Source organism: Sinomicrobium endophyticum (genome assembly GCF_052983315.1).
Genome location: NZ_JBRKIS010000059.1, coordinates 1 through 18,870, shown reverse-complemented (window position 1 = coordinate 18,870; position 18,870 = coordinate 1). Strand labels below are relative to the sequence as shown.

At 43.8% G+C, this 18,870-nt stretch carries 13 protein-coding genes; 7 read left to right on the top strand and 6 right to left on the bottom strand.

Annotated elements, in window-relative coordinates:
• Window positions 1-19: 19 nt before the first annotated feature.
• The 6 genes from ACVBDU_RS21430 to ACVBDU_RS21405 form a co-directional block, all read right to left on the bottom strand.
• Window positions 20-412 (bottom strand): DUF5684 domain-containing protein, encoded by a 393-nt coding sequence (locus ACVBDU_RS21430; RefSeq protein ID WP_447181738.1) that lies wholly within the window; start codon window positions 410-412, stop codon window positions 20-22.
• Window positions 413-904: 492 nt separating this feature from the next.
• Entirely contained in the window at window positions 905-2,416 is a 1,512-nt protein-coding gene (locus tag ACVBDU_RS21425) for an MFS transporter (protein WP_447181737.1), read from the bottom strand.
• A gap of 6 nt (window positions 2,417-2,422) precedes the next feature.
• Window positions 2,423-2,839 carry an SRPBCC domain-containing protein gene (locus tag ACVBDU_RS21420; protein ID WP_447181736.1) on the bottom strand — a complete coding sequence of 139 codons (417 nt, stop codon included), beginning with the start codon at window positions 2,837-2,839 and terminating at the stop codon, window positions 2,423-2,425.
• A gap of 535 nt (window positions 2,840-3,374) precedes the next feature.
• Window positions 3,375-4,718: a sensor histidine kinase gene (locus ACVBDU_RS21415; RefSeq protein WP_447181735.1), complete on the bottom strand. Its 1,344-nt coding sequence runs from the start codon at window positions 4,716-4,718 to the stop codon at window positions 3,375-3,377.
• Entirely contained in the window at window positions 4,708-6,054 is a 1,347-nt protein-coding gene (locus ACVBDU_RS21410) for a sigma-54-dependent transcriptional regulator (protein ID WP_447181734.1), read from the bottom strand. The genes ACVBDU_RS21415 and ACVBDU_RS21410 overlap by 11 nt, the downstream gene beginning before the upstream one ends.
• Window positions 6,055-6,175: 121 nt before the next feature.
• Complete coding sequence (locus tag ACVBDU_RS21405) at window positions 6,176-6,571, bottom strand: four helix bundle protein (RefSeq protein WP_447181733.1); 396 nt, start codon at window positions 6,569-6,571, stop codon at window positions 6,176-6,178.
• A gap of 260 nt (window positions 6,572-6,831) precedes the next feature.
• Here ACVBDU_RS21405 and ACVBDU_RS21400 point away from each other — a divergent pair, with 260 nt between their 5' ends.
• The 7 genes from ACVBDU_RS21400 to ACVBDU_RS21370 all read left to right on the top strand — a co-directional run.
• Window positions 6,832-8,082 (top strand): efflux RND transporter periplasmic adaptor subunit, encoded by a 1,251-nt coding sequence (locus tag ACVBDU_RS21400; RefSeq protein WP_447181732.1) that lies wholly within the window; start codon window positions 6,832-6,834, stop codon window positions 8,080-8,082.
• Between the two features lie 166 nt (window positions 8,083-8,248).
• Complete coding sequence (locus ACVBDU_RS21395; protein ID WP_447181731.1) at window positions 8,249-8,497, top strand: four helix bundle protein; 249 nt, start codon at window positions 8,249-8,251, stop codon at window positions 8,495-8,497.
• 84 nt (window positions 8,498-8,581) lie between these two features.
• Window positions 8,582-9,259, top strand: a complete 678-nt coding sequence (locus tag ACVBDU_RS21390; protein ID WP_447181730.1) for an ABC transporter ATP-binding protein — start codon at window positions 8,582-8,584, stop codon at window positions 9,257-9,259.
• 24 nt (window positions 9,260-9,283) lie between these two features.
• Entirely contained in the window at window positions 9,284-11,677 is a 2,394-nt protein-coding gene (locus ACVBDU_RS21385) for an ABC transporter permease (protein ID WP_447181729.1), read from the top strand.
• A gap of 11 nt (window positions 11,678-11,688) precedes the next feature.
• Window positions 11,689-14,034, top strand: a complete 2,346-nt coding sequence (locus ACVBDU_RS21380; RefSeq protein ID WP_447181728.1) for an ABC transporter permease — start codon at window positions 11,689-11,691, stop codon at window positions 14,032-14,034.
• Window positions 14,035-14,265: 231 nt separating this feature from the next.
• Window positions 14,266-16,656 (top strand): ABC transporter permease, encoded by a 2,391-nt coding sequence (locus tag ACVBDU_RS21375; RefSeq protein ID WP_447181727.1) that lies wholly within the window; start codon window positions 14,266-14,268, stop codon window positions 16,654-16,656.
• Between the two features lie 70 nt (window positions 16,657-16,726).
• Window positions 16,727-18,870, top strand: a 2,144-nt coding sequence (locus ACVBDU_RS21370) for an ABC transporter permease (RefSeq protein WP_447181726.1), incomplete at its 3' end; no start/stop codon positions are given.

The following is an 18,870-nucleotide window of genomic DNA, read 5'->3' as shown; positions in this document are numbered from 1 at the left end:
ATTGCTTTTTAAGGAAATACTAAACTACGTGAGTATTGGCTTCCGCCGCCGAAGGTCCTTCGTATTTTGCATCTCCGAAACCCAGCATCGGATAAAAAACAAAGGGCAATAATACAAGTCCGATTGTAAATCCTTCGCTCTTACCGAAACTTTTGCTAAGCAGGTTGGTTAGCCAGATATTAGCCACTATGTTTACACATGGTACAAACAACAATGCTATCCACCACATCGGTTTTCCCACAATCTCTACAAGTATAACAATATTATAAATAGGTACAATTGCAGCCCAGCCCGGTTTTCCGGCTTTTTCGAATGTTTTCCACATTCCGGCAATGGTGAGGACTATTAAGGCTAGATAAAACAATATGGCCAAGAGACCTATCCCTGCTCCGATTTGATCGTTTGTGTTCATTTAAATTCTTGTTTATTGGTTTTGTAAATTAATAACTACTATTTGTAGTTCTGTGTGGCAAAAGTAGTAAAAACAGGCTGTCCGATACTATCCCCGAAAACCGGGATTTTAAAGAAAAAATCCGTATGGAAACCATTACCTGGCCAGCCCGGAAAAGAAAAAACAGTTTGAAAAATTCGCAGAAAGACATAAATTTCAGAGTTTGTTTAAACTGATTTCATCCTGATAAATATCGGGAGGTTGAAAAATGATCTTTTTGCCCCAAATTTTGCCTTTTTATTACTCCGTAGCTCTGCTATGCAGCGCAAAAAACCCAAAATTTGGAACAAAAATCTCTATTTCCTGCCCGCCGGCCAGGCAGGTTCGCTTCAATCAAAAAAGTTTAAACGAGTTCATTGCTAAAATTGCTTACGACAAACATTTCCGGAACGGATATTATTCATTTTTTGAGTGCGGCCTTCCTTTAAAGATACTCTGATTCCTGTTGTAAATCTATGTCTGAGATGATGTTGTTTCCTTCAAAATCTTCAGACATAAAAAGGCAAGTATTAACGATAAGATCATAGATATGCCGGCAGCCCAATGCATGCCGCTTGTAAATGCCTCTTTTGCCAGGGCGATAAGGTCTGCCGAATCTGTTGGTAATTGATTGGCACGAACAATAAGACTTCCCAGGGAATCAGTCACGTTCCATTCGTCTTGAAAAGCGGACCCGGACATTTTGTTTTTATACACCAGTGCGCCCACACTTCCCAAAATAGCAATACCCAATGCTCCTCCCAGTTCCGAGCTTGTTTCCGACATTGATGAGGCCAGACCGGCTTGTTCCGGCGGAGCACTTCCCACAATGGCATCGGTCACCAATGTAAAGACCAGCGCAATTCCAACGGAAAAAATGGCAAAACCGCTTACGATAAAAAACAGGTCAAAGTTTTTACCGAGAAAAAGCAGTAATCCAAAACCCAGGGCCGCCAGTACAAACCCCGAAGCCATGATAAACACGGGCCTGAATTTAGTGGTCAGATATTGGGTGGAGAGTGAGCCGATGACAAAACCGATTCCGGATGAAATGCCCCATAGACCCGCTTCGAATGCAGAAAAGTCCATGACCAGCTGAAAATACTGGGCAATGAACAAAAACATTCCGAAAAGCATAAACGCGGCCGATAATTGCAGGGTCAGTGAAACGGAAAATTTCCGGTTGCGGAATAGCTTAAGGTCAATAAGTGGCTTATCCAATCTCTGTTGCCGCTTTATGAACAGCCTGCCGATCAGTATACCCAGAAGTATAAAGAAAACCGGCAGAAAATCAAAGCCTTCTTTTACAGCGGTCTTGATGCCAAATACTACTGATATAATTGCGGCCAATGACATCAAAGCACTGATAAAATCCATTTTTCCGGCATCAGGATCTTTGAACTCGGGAAGCAGAAAAGGCCCCAGGATCAATAACAATATCATAATGGGAATGGCCACCAGAAAGACCGCCCCCCACCAGTAATATTCCAGTATAATCCCACCGATTACCGGACCTATGGCACCTCCTATGGAAAAACTGGTGATCCATATTCCGATAGCCAGGGTTCGCTGTTTCGGGTCTTCAAACATGTTTCTTATAAGGGACAGGGTAGATGGAGCCAGAGTAGCTCCGGCCACTCCCAAAACAGCTCTTGATGCGATCAGGGAATTGGCGCTGTTTGAAAAGGCGGCCAGCACAGAAGCCAGGCCAAAGACAACAGCACCGATCAACAGCAGTTTTTTTCTGCCAATCCTGTCACCCAACGCTCCCAGCGGGATCATCAACCCCGCGATGACAAAGCCATAAATATCTACAATCCATAATAACTGTGTACTTGTGGGTTGCAGATCCTCGCTTAACTGGGGTACTGCCAGGTTAAGGATAGTGAGATCCATGGAGTAAAGCATACATGGCAGGGCAATAATAGCAAGTCCGATCCACTCCTTTGTTCCTGCTCTTTTTATGGTAAGCTCTTTTCGTATCATTGCGTTCTATTTTCCTTCCACGTATTTTTTAAAACGATTTAAGACCGATTGACAAAAGTCCTGCTGTACGTCCGCAGGAGTGCCGTCTTCAGGTTCAAAATATTCCGTAATGGCTGTTTTCCCCTCCTCAAAACTGAACTCGGTAATTGTTTTTCTACCATCTTCCTGAGTATTTTCAATAACCTTTAAGGGCTTTACCTTGTCATATTTTCCTTTATGGTCAAAGCCTTCACTTCCGTCTTTCTTTTCCATTCTGAAGTTAAAGCTTCCGCCGTTTTTCACTTCATTTTCCACTTTCGGACAATGCCAGTCTTCAAAAGGAATATTCCAACACATAATATCTTCAGGTGTTGTCCAGTGCTCCCAAACCCTTTCAAGGCCTTCATTAATGATGACTTTAGCTGTTAAGAATTTATTTTCCATTTTCCTCTTTTTAATCAGAAACTGTTTGAGTTTTAGCTTTCGGATAGGTTTAAAAATAATTCAGCCTTTCAAGGATTGATTTCAGTCCTTCCTGCGTCCCCATCCGGATTACTGCTTCCAAATCTTTACGCGAATCATAAATTACTCATGGTTAGTATTTGGTTCTATAACAAAGTTCAACGATCTGTTTTACATATAAGGCGTGCAAAAAAGACTTTTTAGAGGGGTAAATGCGACATACTTCCTCCTTATCGCCAAAACACACATACATAGCAGATATTTATCAAAATAGAACGAACCCGACAACGGAGTGCCATTTGGCTAGGGTTTTTAATACATCCGCATCTCAGAGACTGCTTAAATACAACTCCAGGAATTTGGTCCTGTATTTTGGCTGGTGTCCCGGTAAATTTCCGGGCCTTGCCCTGTCTGTAGAGGGCTGGAAAAAGTATTTCCCTATACCGTAGATATTAAAAAAAGAAGTCACAGTGCCCCCCTGGCCAGGGAGATTAACCGGTAAGATGCGAATGGTTTCTCAGAAAATAAGGCTCATCACCGTTCCCTCCTTTTCCACGCTACGTATCTGTATCCTCCCCTCGTGCAGGAGCATGATCTGCTTACACAGGCTCAACCCTATCCCGCTGCCTTTCTTTTTGGTGCTGAAGAACGGAACAAATACATTATCGATCACCTCATCGGGTATGCCTTTTCCGTTATCGGTTACCTGGATCACTACATTGCCGTTCAGGTGGCGGTCGGCAGAAATTATAATCCGGGCATCATCCTTTCCTTCACATGCGTCTACCGAATTCAAAATCAGGTTAATGAGCACCTGCTCTATCAGGTAGGTATCTATACGTACTTCCAGGTCGTGGGGTTCTGTCCTGTAATCGACTTTTATTTTTTTTGCCTGCAGGGAGGGCGACATCAGTTTGTCTATATTGCGGAAGAATTCGTATAACAGGACCCGGGTTTTGTTAAGACTGGTCACTTTGTTCAGGCTCCGGTAGGTTTTGGCAAACTTCATCAGCCCTTCACTTCGTTTTTTTATGCTTTCTATTCCCATCCGCATATCTTCCATTTCCAGCGGATATTCATCCGGATGGTCTATAGCCATTTGCATATTGGATTTCAGGGTTTCGGCCAGGGACGATATGGGGGCTATGGAATTCATGATTTCGTGCGTCATAACGCTGAGCAGTTTTTTCCAGGCTTCGGACTCATTCTGGTTGAGCGTATCTTCGATGTTCTGAAGGACAACCAGTTTAAAGGTATTTTCTCCCACATGAAAAACGGCATTGGATACCAGCATCTTGTTTTTCTGATGGCCTGCATCTACGGTCACGGATGTTTCCCTGGAATGGTCTTTTTCGAATATATCCCGGAACAGGGCGGGTTTCCTGCTGGATATGAAGCGGACATTTTTTACGGAGGGGATGTCCAGGTGTTTTCGCAAAGATTCGTTATCCCACAATACTTTTCCGGTTTCCTGGTCATAGGCCATGATGCCCACATCTACCATTTCCAGTATTTTTTGCAGGTAGAGGTATTGCCGTTCCTTTTCGCTGTTCATTTCCTTTACGGTGCGGTTTACTTCGTTAAAGCCCGTATGCAGGGTGCGGATATCCCCGGTACCGTTCTTCTCCGGGTACCAGCGGGAAAAGTCCCTGTATTTTACGGCTTCAAAAAAATCGTCTATCGCATTAAACCGCTTTACACAAAATGTGTAGAGGTAATTGCAGGACCAGGCACTTAACAAGCAGGCCGGAATAATATAATACACATTGCCTTTGCTTATGGCAAAAGCGAGCATAACGAGAAAAGCAAGCAGGATGCTTATTCGTAACAGGAGGGCCTTTTTATAGGATCTAAAGGTCATATTTGCGCAATCTACGGTACAGGGCAGCCCTGGTGATACCGAGTTCTTTGGCAGATTTGGAAATATTGCCGTTGTTTTTCTCCACCACTTTAAGAATGGTATTCTTTTCAATGGTTTCCAGCTTCAGATCGCGGGGGCTTTCCGGTTGCTGGTACTTTTCTATGGGGGAGAACACCAGATCATCTGCAAACAGGGTTTCACCTTCGGCCATAATCACCGCGCGTTCCAGGGCGTACTGTAGTTCCCGTACATTTCCCGGAAAAGAGTAGTCTTTTAGTTTTTCTACAAAACTTTTGTCCAGTAAAAACGGTTCTTTCATATATTTTTCGGCATAAAGCTGTACGAAATAATCGGCCAGTACCCGGATATCTTTTCCGCGTTCCCGCAACGGCGGAACGGTTATTTCCACGGTATTTATCCGGTAAATAAGGTCTTTGCGAAACCTGTTCTCATCGGCCAGTTCCGAAAGTTCCGTATTGGTGGCACAGATAAGCCGGATATCTACCGGGACGGTCTCATTGGAGCCCAAAGGGGTAATATACCTGTTTTGCAATACGGTAAGCAAACGTGCCTGTTGCTGCAGGCTGATATTTCCTATTTCATCGAGAAAAAGTGTTCCCCCGGAAGCCGCTTCAAACCTACCCTTACGATCTTCCCGCGCATCGGTAAATGCGCCTTTTTTATAACCGAACAATTCGCTTTCGAAAAGTGAAGGAGTAAGCGCTCCGAGATCCACTTTAACGAAAGGCTTGTCCTTTCGCAGGGAATTGTCGTGCAGTGCCCTTGCAATAAGGTCTTTCCCGGTCCCGTTCTCTCCCAGTATCAGCACATTGGCATCGGTGGGCGCTACTTTTTGTAGTTTCAGGAAAACATCGCGCATCACATCGCTTTCCCCCAGTATCCTGTCGCCCTCCAAATTCACGGGCTTTACCGGGTTTTTACGGGATTTCTTTTTATCGAGAAGGTCCTGGACGGACTGCAATATCTTTTCATTTTTCCAGGGTTTTACCAGGAAATCGGAAGCTCCTTCTTTTAGGGAACGTATGGCCAGGTCAATATCTCCATAAGCCGTAATAAGAATGACGTCTACCTTCTCATCTGCCTCCCGGATCTTACGAAGCCAGAACAAGCCTTCATTACCGGTATTGACCAGCCCGTTGAAGTTCATGTCCAGTATAATGACATCGAAACTGGATTTACTGAGAATGGACAGGATATGATCGGGCTTCTTCTCCGTCACCACTTCCTTTACCTTCGATTTGAACAATAACCGCATGGCAGTCAATACATCGGTATCGTCATCTATGATTAATATTCGGGCGTCTTTTAGCTGCATTGTTTATTGGTTACAGGTTGCAAGTTACAGGTTACAAGTTGCAGGTTGCAAGTTACAGGTTACAAGTTGCAGGTTGCAAGTTTCAGTTACAAGTTGCAGGTTGCAGGTTGCAGTTTGTAATTTAATCGTAATTATATTTAGAGCCTTTTCTGTTTGATTTTTGTAAATAGGTCATAAAATACTTTATTTTTTTGCTGGTTAAAACTAACTTATCGTACGTTCTTTCAAAAGTTTCTGAATTAATATGATTTCTGTCCAGACATCTATATAATTGAGAACGTAGCTCTCCACAGGAAGCTTTTGAAATACTGAGAAAATGAATAAATTCTTTATTTCCATCACGTTCATACCCTTCTGCTATATTGTCCATTATGGATCCTGAAGAGCCATTCATCTGCTCTCTTAATTTATAATCGTTTTTAAGTGGTGTTGACTCTATAAGGTTCCAAATATCTTTACAGATTTCCCTGGCAAGCTGCCATACCTCTAAATCTTCAAACCTTTTAATACCGGCCATTATATTCTGTATTTGATCAAACCAACCTGCAACCTGAAACTTGTAACCTGCAACTCATCTCTACAATATTACAATATAATCCCCTTTAATGAAAAAAGTACCAATCCTAATTTCCCGGAGCACAAAAGTGTATTGCCAGCGAACATAAAGTGTATCGAAACCGAACACCTTTTCTATTGAAAAAAGAATCAATAAACTATAAAACAGCATTTTATATTTTTGGCACGATAATGCTATAGTGGTAAATCAAATTGCACTTTATGGACATTCCGATTGAAAAGAAACGTTTTACCACTTCCCGTATTATTATGCTGGCTGGGGGTGTTTTACTCTTATCCCTTATTATCTTTACGATCATCTCCTCCACGGGAGGGTCCAAACTCAATGTGGATACGGAACGTATTACCATAAGTGAAGTAAAAAGCGGGGTTTTCCAGGAAAACATTCCGGTTAACGGTATCGTACTACCTATTACCACTATTTACCTGGATGCCGTGGAAGGCGGACGGGTAGAAGAAAAATTTGTGGAAGACGGGACCGTGATGAAAGCAGGCGATCCTATCCTGCGCTTGTCCAACACCGACCTGGAACTCAGCCTGGTAAACCAGGAAACGTCAGTATACAACCTACTCACCCAGATGCAGATACAACAAAATGCCGCGAGACAGAACACTATAAACCGGCTTAATCAATTAACAGATGTGGAAAACAACCTTGTCGAAGCCAGAAGGGTTTACGAACTGAATAAAAGACTCTTCGACGAAAAAGCTCTTGGTAAACAGGAGTTACTGGAATCCGAAAACAATTATAACTACCAGAAAGAACGAATGAAACTGGCCAGAGAAGTCGTTAAACAGGATTCCATGGCTTCCAGGCAGGAACTGGACCAGGCGGAAAGCTCGTATAACAGGACCCGTAACGCCCTCGACCTGATGCGCAAAAAAGTGGGGGACCTGGTGGTAAGAGCACCTGTGGACGGACAGTTAACCTCCCTCGACGCGGAAATAGGGCAATCCAAAATCAAGGGTGAACGATTGGGACAAATAGATGTGCTCAGCGGTTTTAAGGTACGTGCCGACATTGATGAACACTATATTTCGAGAATATACAACGGGCAGTTCGGTTCTTTTACCTTTAAAAATGAAACCTACACCCTGGTCATCAGAAAAGTATATACACAGGTTACCAATGGCCGTTTCCAGGTAGACATGCATTTCGAAGGAGAAATACCGGAAGGTATACGCCGCGGACAAACACTGCAGATCCGCCTGGCCCTCAGCCAGGAAAAAGAAGCGCTGCTCCTGGCCAAAGGCGGATTTTTTCAGAAAACCGGCGGCAACTGGGTATTTAAGGTCAGTGAAGACGGCAAGAGCGCCTACAAACAGGAAATACGCCTCGGCAGCCAGAACACCGAATATTACGAAGTTCTGGAAGGTTTAGAGCCCGGAGATAAGGTAGTTACCTCCGGATATGATAACTTTGGGGATATACAGGAATTGGTTTTGAATTGATGGGCTAAGCTTGAGGCACGAAGCTCGAAGTTCGAAGTCAGGAGTTCTACATCCAAAGTTTAATTTAAAGCTAACACCATGAAATTTAAGTTTGAAGATTTGATTATTTGGCAAAAAGGAATGGATCTGGGAGAAGAAATGAATGCACTTGCCATAAAATTTCCATTTGTCTTCTCAAATCAGAAGGGCAGCCGACTCCGTTGCTTTGAATATTTCGGAAGGCTCCATTTTACAATCAAAAGCCGAATACCAAAAGTTTTTAGGCTATTCCATACGTTCCATAGCGGAAGTCGTAACCTGTTTATACAAAGCTAAAAGGAGAAAATACATTTCAAATGAAAATTTTAATACTTTTTATAAAAATTGCTTCGACCTCATGAACATGACTGTCGCTTTCAGGAAGAAAATTAGATAAGCACGAAGTGCGAAGCATGAAGTATGAAGAAAAAGCCACTTCGTGCTCCGTGCTTCGAGCTTCCAACTTTAAAAAAACACATCCATGATAAAAATTACCGACTTAGAAAAGTTTTACCGCACGGAAGAGGTACAAACAGTTGCGCTTAACAAACTTTCCTTTGACGTAAAGGAAGGGGAATTTGTAGCGGTTATGGGTCCTTCCGGTTGCGGAAAGTCGACCCTGTTGAACATCCTGGGGTTGCTCGATGACCCGGACGGGGGCAGTTTTATCTTCAACGGCATCGAAGTCGCCGGTTTTAACGAACGCAAACGGGCCAACCTTCGCAAACACAACATCGGTTTCGTATTCCAGAGCTTTAACCTCATCGACGAACTTACCGTATTTGAAAATGTGGAATTACCGCTTATTTATACCGGAGTAAAAGCCGCAGACCGTAAAGAAAGGGTACACGAAGTCCTCGAAAAAATGCAGATCATGCACCGGAAAAATCACTTCCCGCAACAGCTTTCCGGCGGACAGCAGCAAAGGGTGGCCGTAGCCAGGGCTGTGGTGAACAGTCCCAAACTTATCCTGGCGGATGAGCCCACGGGAAACCTGGACAGCAGCAACGGTAACGAGGTAATGGACCTCCTTACGGAACTGAATCAGCAGGGAACTACCATTATTATGGTAACGCACAGCGAACACGATGCCAAGTTCAGCCACCGGATCATCAGGATGCTGGACGGACAGAAAGTAGCGGAGAATATCCTGGTGTAAAATAAAACGACCAACCAAAACATCATGCTAAAGTATAATCTCAAAATCGCCTGGCGAAACCTGAAGAAAGACAGGTTCTATTCCCTGATTAACATTGTGGGATTGGCTATAGCATCGGCTGCTTTTCTGTTGATCATCAATTTCGTGAAGTTTGAGTATAGTTATGAAGACTTCCATGAACATGCAGATCGTATTTACCGGGTTACCTCTGAGGAGTATCAAGGCTCACAGCTTATAACTACAGACTGTGAAACCGTACCTCCCCTGGCCCCGGCATTAAAAGAGAAAATACCCGAGGTGTTGGATTATGTCCGGGTAGAACTGATGGAGGACGACAATGAAATAGAATATAACAACCAGATTTACCGGATCGATAAGATCTATGCTGCAGACCCCTCTATATTCGACATTTTTCACCATGAATTTATCCAGGGCGACCCTTCCACCGCATTAGACGCTCCCATGAAAGCAGTGGTGACTGAATCCCTGGCCAAACGTTTATTTGGTAATGAACCTGCAAAAGGGAAAACCGTAAAAAACGGGGAGCATTTATTCACCGTTACCGGGGTTATTAAGGATTCTCCACCTAACACCCACCTGAAGATCGAGATGCTGCTTTCTTTTTCTTCTTATACCAATATGGGATGGGATCTAAATTCATGGGAAGCCGCTAACAATTACACATATGTATTGATGGCCCCAAACCCCGACCTGGAAGTATTTAACAGAAAGCTGCTCCATTTTTCCAGGGAAAAACAAAAGGACCCCGATCCGGATAATATTGCAGTAGCAGAACCGATCAAGGATATACACCTACACTCTCATAAAAGCTGGGAGCCTGAGGTCAACGGGAATATAAGAACGGTGCGTTTTCTGTTTATCACAGCTTTCCTCATCCTGTTAATAGGTTCGATCAACTATCTGAACCTGGCTACGGCACGTGCCTCCGAAAGAGCTGGCGAGGTGGGCATGCGGAAAGTATTGGGTTCCAACAGGAGATCATTGATAGGCCAGTTCCTCACCGAAACACTATTGATCAACCTGACAGCCATGGTATTGGCCTTACTCCTCATCTGGGGGGTACTCCCCTTCTATTTCCGGTTGATCGGCAGACCTGTTGAAGTCGATTTTTTCACGACGTCCATGTTCTGGATCACCTGTGCCGGACTATTTCTCTTTAACTGCCTGCTGTCCGGGCTTTATCCTGCGTTTAATCTTTCTTCCGCCAGGCCTGCTTCTGTTGTTAAAAGATCATTCACAGGGTCCAGGGAAGGCAATCTGTTTAGAAAAGTCCTCGTGGTCGGGCAGTTCGCCATAGCACTGATCGTACTGTCGGCCGCATTTATTGTGTTCCAGCAACTTTCCTATATGCAGAACCAGGATCTGGGGATAAACACATCAGAAACACTGGTGATCAGGGCACCGAAATTTGGAACCGATTCCTTGCGCCTGGCCCAGAGCCGGGCCTTTAAAAACGAACTATTACAATTTACTGATGTGGAAAAAGTGTCGGTTTCCGGCTCACTTCCGGGGATCAGCCTTCATGAACTGAGCTCCACCGGCATAACACAACACAACTCCGAAAAGGGCAAGGGTTACACTTATTATCTCTATAGTATCGATGCCGATTTTATTCCCATGATGGAGATCGAACTGGCCGCCGGAAGAAACTTCAGGCCGGGATCTGTAAGCCTGAACGAACTGATCATCAATGAAGAAGCTTCCAGGCTATTAGGGTTTGAAAGCCCTGAAAAAGCAGTGAACCAAAAAGTAAGTGTCTGGTTTTCCAAACAGGCGGAGATCATAGGTGTGATTAAAGACTATCATCAACAGTCTTTAAAAGAAGCCGTACTCCCCATGGTACACTGGCATAGTAACAGGGCAAGTTTTTACGCCGTGAAGCTTCGCACAAAAGATATACAAAAAACAGTAGCCGGAATAGGATCGGCCTGGAAAGCACAGTTTCCCGGCCATCCTTTCGACTTTTATTTTTACGACCAGATGTTTAACGAGCAATACAAGGCCGACCAACGGTTCGGGAAGATCGTTTCGGTATTTTCTATCCTTACGCTGTTTATTACCTGCCTGGGACTACTCGGCTTAACGGCTTATACAGTGAGCAAACGTACCAAAGAGATCGGTATACGTAAAGTCCTCGGCGCTTCCGTAAGCCATATAGTTGCCTTACTGTCCAAAGATTTTATAAAACTGGTACTGATAGCCATTATCATTGCCTCTCCTATTGCCTGGTATGCAATGAACCGATGGCTCGAGAATTTTGCCTACCGGATAGAACTGCAATGGTGGATTTTTATCCCAACAGGGATCATCACCGTGATCGTTGCTTTGGCTACCGTAAGCGGCCAATCCATAAAAGCTGCCACCGCGAACCCCGTAAAAAGCCTGCGAACCGAATAAACCAAACCGTTATGATCAGAAACTATTTTAAAATAGCGTGGAGGAATCTTTGGAAAAATAAATTCTATTCCATGATCAACATTGCAGGGCTTGCCCTAGGGATGTTTTGCAGCCTTCTGATATGGTTTTGGGTAAAGGATGAGATGAGTTATGACCGCTTTTATCCCGGTTATGAAGATATTTATTTTGTCAGATGTAATTCTGACTTTAACGGAAAGATCGTTACCAGTGGCGTTACCCCTTCTCCTCTTGCTGAAGCATTGAAAAAAGATGTTCCCCAAGTCGCTTTTGTTACCAAACTTGCGTATAACAGGGACCTCCTGATCAATTTCGGGGAAAAGGCCGGCAAGGAAAACGGACTTTATGCTTCAGATGACTTCTTTGACGTATTCCGGCTTACGGCAATAGCGGGTAACCCGAAAGAAGCCCTCACCTCTCCGGACCACATTGTCATAACCCGTAATGTGGCCGAAAAATATTTCCGGGACATTTCCCCCCTTGGAAAAACAATACGGCTCAATAATCACAAGGACTATACCGTGGGGGCGGTTATCGAAAATATTCCCTCCAACTCTACGGTACAACTGGACTGGGTTATAAACTTTAAGGAAACGGAACAGGAATGGATGCAACTATGGGGGAATACGATGCTTCGCACTTATGTACGCCTGCATCCGGAAGCGACCCCGGAGAACGCCGAAACCAATATGAAAGGGATCTATCCGAAATATGCCGATATGGATGTTCTCCCGATCCTGCAACCGCTTAAAGACGTGCGATTGTATTCCGATTACAAAAACGGCAAACCCAGTGGCGGAGGGATCGAATACATACGTATATTTATGATCGTAGCCCTCTTTATCCTGGCTATTGCATGCATCAATTTTATGAATATGGCTACTGCCCGTTCTTCCCTGCGGGCCAAAGAGGTGGGAATACGAAAGGTCGTCGGAGCGGGCAGAAACTCCCTCTTCAAACAATTCATAAGTGAATCGATATTGACCAGTCTGCTGGGGCTGCTCCTGGCACTTGGTCTCGTAAAGCTTATGCTTCCAGCATTTAGCAGATTCCTACGCAGGCCGATAGAAATGGACATTACCGACCCAACCACTCTGATAAGTATTATTGCATTACTACTGATTACGGGATTCCTGTCCGGTAGTTATCCGGCCCTGTACCTCTCTGCCATATCCCCTATTCACAATTTAAAGAACAAACTGAAACCCGGATTTCTCAATGCTGCTTTTCTCAGAAAGTCATTGGTGGTGTTCCAGTTTACCCTATCTATTTTTCTGATTATCAACATGATCGTCATTAACGGACAGATGCAGTACATGCGTTCTGAGAACCTCGGGCTGGACAGGGAACGGGTCCTTTCTATACCACTGGAAGGAGAATTATACAACAAGATGGAACCCTTTAAACAGGAAGTATTACGATCTGCGGCAATAGAAAACGCTACGACCTCGGCTATGCTTCCCATTGATATCGGTTCGTCTTCCGGTGATCTTTCCTGGCCCGGAAAAGACCCGGACCTGCAAACCAATGTATCGGTGATGCATATAGGATATGATTTCATAAAAACTATGAATATAGAACTCGCCGCGGGAAGAGACTTCTCCAAAGATTTCCGGACCGATACCCTGGCCTACCTCATCAATGAATCAACGGCAGAATTGATGGGAATGGAAGACCCGGTAGGCAAACAGATCAGTTTCTGGAACGGAGAAGCTCCGGTAATAGGTATGATGAAAGATTTTCACATACAGTCATTACATATGCCCATAACTCCCCTGGTCCTTTGTCTGGATCCTCAGAACTCTTCCCAAATGCTGGTAAAGACCCGTGCCGGAAAAACTGCAGAAGCCATACAAGACCTTGAAAAACTGACCCGAAAATTCAATCCCAATTACCCTTTTGAATATCACTTTTTAGATACGGAATACGAAAAACTATACAGAACAGACACCATGATCAGTACATTAATCAGGTATTTCGGTATCCTGGCCATGGTGATCTCCGTTATGGGACTATTGGCCCTGGCGGCCTTTACTGCCGAACAGCGCACCAAAGAGATCGGTATCCGGAAAGTCCTCGGTGCTTCCGTAACCAATATTGTCACCTTATTGTCCGGAAACTTTACCAGGCTGGTACTTATTTCTATTGTAATCGCCTCACCGGTCGCCTGGTATACAATGCATCGATGGCTGAACAGCTTTGCCTATAGTATTGAATTGCAATGGTGGATGTTCATCCTGGCCGGATCTGTCGCAATACTCATAGCAGGGATAACGGTGAGCGCACAGTCCATAAAAGCCGCAACGGCCAACCCGGTAAAAAGCTTACGGAGCGAATGAAAGATTTTAGTTTAGTTAATTAGGTTTAAAAACCTGTTGGGTTATCCGGTTGCTCAGCACAACAACCGGTTAGCCTGACAACTAAGAAGAAATGAATTTTGGAGTTGAGGAGTTATTGAAAGAAGATGTTAAGTTCCGTGTACGGTTTTACCGCGGTACAGCTAATAGATTATAAAGTTGGGAAGTCCGGGGAGAACGAACTCCATAACTCCCAAACTAAAAAGCTAAAAAATGATCAAAAACTATTTCAAAATAGCGTGGAGAAGTATCCGTAAAAGGAAAAGCGTAGCACTGATCAATATCCTGGGACTGGCCCTGGGCTTTGGTTGTGTTATTCTTATCTTTCTCTTTATTAACTACCATCTGACTTTTGACGGCTTCCACAAAAATGCGGATAGGATCTACAGGATCGTAACCGAACAACACAGAGACAATATTGAATACGATCCAAGCGTCCCCCCGGGCCTGTCGAATGCTTTTAAAACCGATTATAATTATGCGGAAAAAGTTGCGAAAATAGTAAGTTGGGAAGAGCAACATATTACCTTAAATTCAGGCAAAGAGTCCCTTCGCCTTAAAGAAGATATCGCTTTTACGGAGCCTGATTTCTTTTATATTTTTAATTTCCCTCTTCTCAACAAGCAATTCTCGAATGAATTAGCCGAGCCCAATACGGCGATTTTAACCCAAAAAATGGCTCACAAGCTATTTGGTGATACCAACCCCATCAACCAAACCTTTGTTCTGGAAAACAAGGAAACTATCCGGGTTACGGGCGTGCTGAAAAACCTGCCAAATAATACTCTGATAACCCCTCAGATTTTTATTTCCTTTAAAACCCTTTCAAGTTACAATGATCTTCTTTCCGGGGAACTATGGGGTGGTATAATCGGTGGTCTACAATGTTTTACATTACTAAGGCCCAATCAAAACCCGCTGCAAATAGAGCGGAAAATGGAAGAATTGGTACTCAAACACCGCCCTAATTCTAAAAACGTACACCACTATAAATTGCAACCTTTCCAGGACATCCATTTCGATTCGCGCTATAGCGGCATAAATACCAGGTTGCTTTGGATATTGGCATGTATCGGTTTTTTCCTGCTTCTTATCGCTTGTATCAATTTTATAAATATCTCCACCGCCCAATCGGTTTACCGTTCCAAGGAAGTTGGCGTAAGGAAAGTTTTGGGAAGTTTTAAAAATCAACTTTTCCGGCAGTTTTTGGCCGAGACATTTCTTATTACACTTATCGCCCTGATGATCGGATTGGGTATAAGTGTGTTATTCCTTCCTTTTTTTAATAACACTTTTGATCTTCCCCTTTCGGCAGATGGACTTTTAAATTTCCGGTTTGCCGGTTTTATGTTGGTTCTTTTGGTAGGTGTTTCCTTGTTGGCAGGGAGTTATCCCGGAATCATTCTGGCCAGGATCGCTCCTGTATTGGCTTTAAAAAGAAAACTTACACAGCGGGATACCGGCGGTTCCGTAACCCGAAAAGTGCTGGTTACCGGCCAGTTTGTCATCTCTATGGTCATAATTATTGTAACTATAGTTATCGGAAAACAAATTAAATACGGGGTAAATGCCGATCTGGGTTATGATACCTCGGCTGTCGTTATGGTATCTCTTCCGGAAGATATAGAACCCATACAATTAAAAGCCCTGAAAAATAAGATTTCCCAATCCGCAAACATAAGGCAGGTCTCCGCCTGCATTTCGAGCCCGGGAGCGACAATCAGCGATTGGGGAACAAGTGTTACCTTTAATCATAACCCTGAAGATGAGAATTTTTCCATTCAGGCAAAAATGGGTGATGAGGATTACCTCAACACTTTTGATCTAAAACTTGTTGCAGGCCGAAATTTCTTTGAAAAAGATTCTGTGAGCGAAGTACTGGTCAATGAGGCCTTCGGCAGGAAACTGGGTTTGAACTCTCCTGAAGAGTTACTGGGAAGGCCAATAAATATAAGCCATGATTATATTCAAGGGCGAATCGTAGGCGTTGTGGCAGATTTTCACGACCGGGATTTTCACGAAACCATCAGCCCTGTATTTATAGCCCCGGATCCGCGGCAAGACTGGTATAACGAATTAGGGATCAAAATCAACCGGGCAAACACCAAAGAAGCTCTCCATCACATCGAACAGCAATGGTCATCCTATTTTCCCGACTTTATTTTTGAGCATAAGTTTTTAGACGATCGCGTAGCCGAAATGTATAAATCAGAACAACAGTTCCTGGCGCTGACCAAACTGTTTTCCCTCCTGGCTATCTTTATCGGCGGCCTGGGTATCTACGGACTCGTTTCCTTCTTTGTTGCCCAGAAAACCAAAGAAGTAGGCATCCGGAAAGTGTTAGGAGGCCGCGTTATTGATATTCTCGGATTGTTCTCCAAAGATTTTTTCAAATTGATTGCTATTGCAGGGCTTATCGCCTCCCCCATCGCCTGGTATTTTATGAACGATTGGTTACAGAACTATACCTACAGAACATCGATAAACTGGTGGGTCTTTGCCCTCCCTATAGGCTGTGTTCTGGTCTTAACGCTACTTATTGTCAGTTACAAGGGGTATAGGGCTGCGACCGCAAATCCGGTAAAAAGTTTGCGGAGCGAATAGTCCCCTCTGCCTTCGGCATCTCCCCCAAGGGGGAGAATAAGTAGAAATGGGAACAAAAACTTGAAAAACTATGATCAAGAATTATTTCAAAATAGCGTGGAGAAGTATCCGGAAGAGGAAAAGCGTAGCCCTGATCAATATCCTGGGGCTGGCCCTGGGTTTTGGCTGTGCTATTCTTATTTTTCTGTTTGTCCAGTTTCACCTGACTTTCGATAATTTTCACAAAAATGCAGACCGGATATACAGGCTCGTAACTGAACAGCACAAAGACAATATTGAATATACGGCAACTGTTCCCCGTGCACTGCCCAATGTTTTTAAGAACGATTACAATTATGCGGAGAAGGTAGCCAAGATAGTAAATTGGAGCGGGCGGTTAATTACCGTAAATTCGGGAGAATCCCCCCTGCGTTATAAACAGGATGTTGCTTTCGTCGAACCGGATTTTTTCCGGATATTCAATTACCCCCTTCTCGATAAGGATTTTTCGGATGAGCTGGCGGCTCCAAATACGGCTATTATCACCCGGGAAATGGCAAAAAAGCTGTTTGGCGATACCGATCCCATCAATCAAACCTTTGTGTGGGAAAATAAGGAAACGATCCGGGTTACAGGAATCTTACAAGATCTTCCAAAGAACACCATGGTAACTTCCCAGATCTTTATTTCCTTCAACACCCTTAAAACTGCATGGGTTTCCCGTGAAAACTGGACAGGATTAAGCACCAGTTTACAGTGTTTTACACGGTTAAGGCCCAATCAGGATCCCTTAAAAATAGAGGAGGAAATGAAGGAATGGCCCACTAAATACCACGCTGAACCCACGGGTACAGACTATTATAAACTACAGCCTTTCCAGGACATCCATTTCGATTCGCACTACAGTGGTGGCATCAATGTAAAACTGCTTTGGATCCTCGGGGCTATCGGCTTTTTCCTTATCCTTATTGCCTGTATTAACTTTATCAACATTTCCGCGGCCCAATCCGTCTACCGCTCGAAGGAAGTTGGCATAAGAAAGGTTTTGGGAAGTTTCAGGGACCAACTTTTCCGGCAGTTCCTGGCCGAAACATTTCTCATGACTTTTATTGCCCTGGTCATCGGGCTCGGGTTAAGTCTTCTCTTTCTACCACTCTTTAACAACACCTTCAACTTTTCCCTTTCGGCATCCGCCTTGTTAAATTTCCGGTTTGCCGCTTTTATCGCTATACTCCTGGTAGGCGTTGCTTTTCTGGCCGGAAGCTATCCTGGGATTATCCTGGCCAGGATCGCCCCTGTCCTCGCCCTGAAAAGAAAACTGACTCAGAAAGATACCGGTGGTTCGCTGACCCGAAAGATACTGGTCACCAGTCAGTTTGTTATTTCCATGGTTTTGATCATCGCTACGCTGGTCATCGGAAAACAAATTAAATACGCTACAAGTACTGATTTAGGTTACGATACTACCGCAATCGTTATGGTAAAACTTCCTGTAGATGATATAGGATCTTTTAAATTAATGTCCTTAAAAAACAAGATTGTCCGGTCTTCTAATATCAGACAGGTTTCTGTTTGCTTTACAAGCCCGGGAGCGCCTGTTAACAGTTTAGGTAAGAGCGTTTATTTTAATAACAACCCTGAAAAAGAAGACTTTCTGATTCAGTCAAAATTTGCGGATAAGGACTACTTAAATACTTTTGGCATTAATCTCATTGCGGGCAGGAATTTTATTCAAAAAGATTCTTTAGATGAAGTACTGGTCAATGAAACCTTCGGCAGAAAAGTAGGAATAAATTCCCCTGAAGAGTTAGTAGGCAAACCCATAAATATCGGTAATGATTACCATGCTCGCATCGTGGGGATAGTAGAAGATTTTCACGATCAGAACTTCGAGGATGCCATAAGCCCTGTATTTATCGCATACGATCCAGATCAATGGTATATGGAATTAGGAATCAAAATCAATCAGGCTAATACCCCAGAAACACTCCGGTATATCGAACAACAATGGAGACCTTATTTCCCCGATTTTATTTTCGAATACGCCTTCCTGGACGACCGCGTAGCCGAAATGTACAAATCAGAACAACAGTTCCTGGCGTTGACCAAACTGTTTTCCCTCCTGGCCATCTTTATCGGTGGCCTGGGTATCTACGGACTCGTTTCCTTCTTTGTTGCCCAGAAAACCAAAGAAGTAGGCATCCGGAAAGTGTTAGGAGGCCGCGTTATTGATAT

Excerpts from the sequence above, each read along its gene's own strand:
- ACVBDU_RS21430 (WP_447181738.1), bottom strand. The coding sequence starts at position 412 with ATGAACACAAACGATCAAATCGGAGCAGGGATAGGTCTCTTGGCCATA.
- ACVBDU_RS21425 (WP_447181737.1), bottom strand. The coding sequence starts at position 2,416 with ATGATACGAAAAGAGCTTACCATAAAAAGAGCAGGAACAAAGGAGTGG.
- ACVBDU_RS21420 (WP_447181736.1), bottom strand. The coding sequence starts at position 2,839 with ATGGAAAATAAATTCTTAACAGCTAAAGTCATCATTAATGAAGGCCTT.
- ACVBDU_RS21415 (WP_447181735.1), bottom strand. The coding sequence starts at position 4,718 with ATGACCTTTAGATCCTATAAAAAGGCCCTCCTGTTACGAATAAGCATC.
- ACVBDU_RS21410 (WP_447181734.1), bottom strand. The coding sequence starts at position 6,054 with ATGCAGCTAAAAGACGCCCGAATATTAATCATAGATGACGATACCGAT.
- ACVBDU_RS21405 (WP_447181733.1), bottom strand. The coding sequence starts at position 6,571 with ATGGCCGGTATTAAAAGGTTTGAAGATTTAGAGGTATGGCAGCTTGCC.
- ACVBDU_RS21400 (WP_447181732.1), top strand. The coding sequence starts at position 6,832 with ATGGACATTCCGATTGAAAAGAAACGTTTTACCACTTCCCGTATTATT.
- ACVBDU_RS21390 (WP_447181730.1), top strand. The coding sequence starts at position 8,582 with ATGATAAAAATTACCGACTTAGAAAAGTTTTACCGCACGGAAGAGGTA.
- ACVBDU_RS21385 (WP_447181729.1), top strand. The coding sequence starts at position 9,284 with ATGCTAAAGTATAATCTCAAAATCGCCTGGCGAAACCTGAAGAAAGAC.
- ACVBDU_RS21380 (WP_447181728.1), top strand. The coding sequence starts at position 11,689 with ATGATCAGAAACTATTTTAAAATAGCGTGGAGGAATCTTTGGAAAAAT.
- ACVBDU_RS21375 (WP_447181727.1), top strand. The coding sequence starts at position 14,266 with ATGATCAAAAACTATTTCAAAATAGCGTGGAGAAGTATCCGTAAAAGG.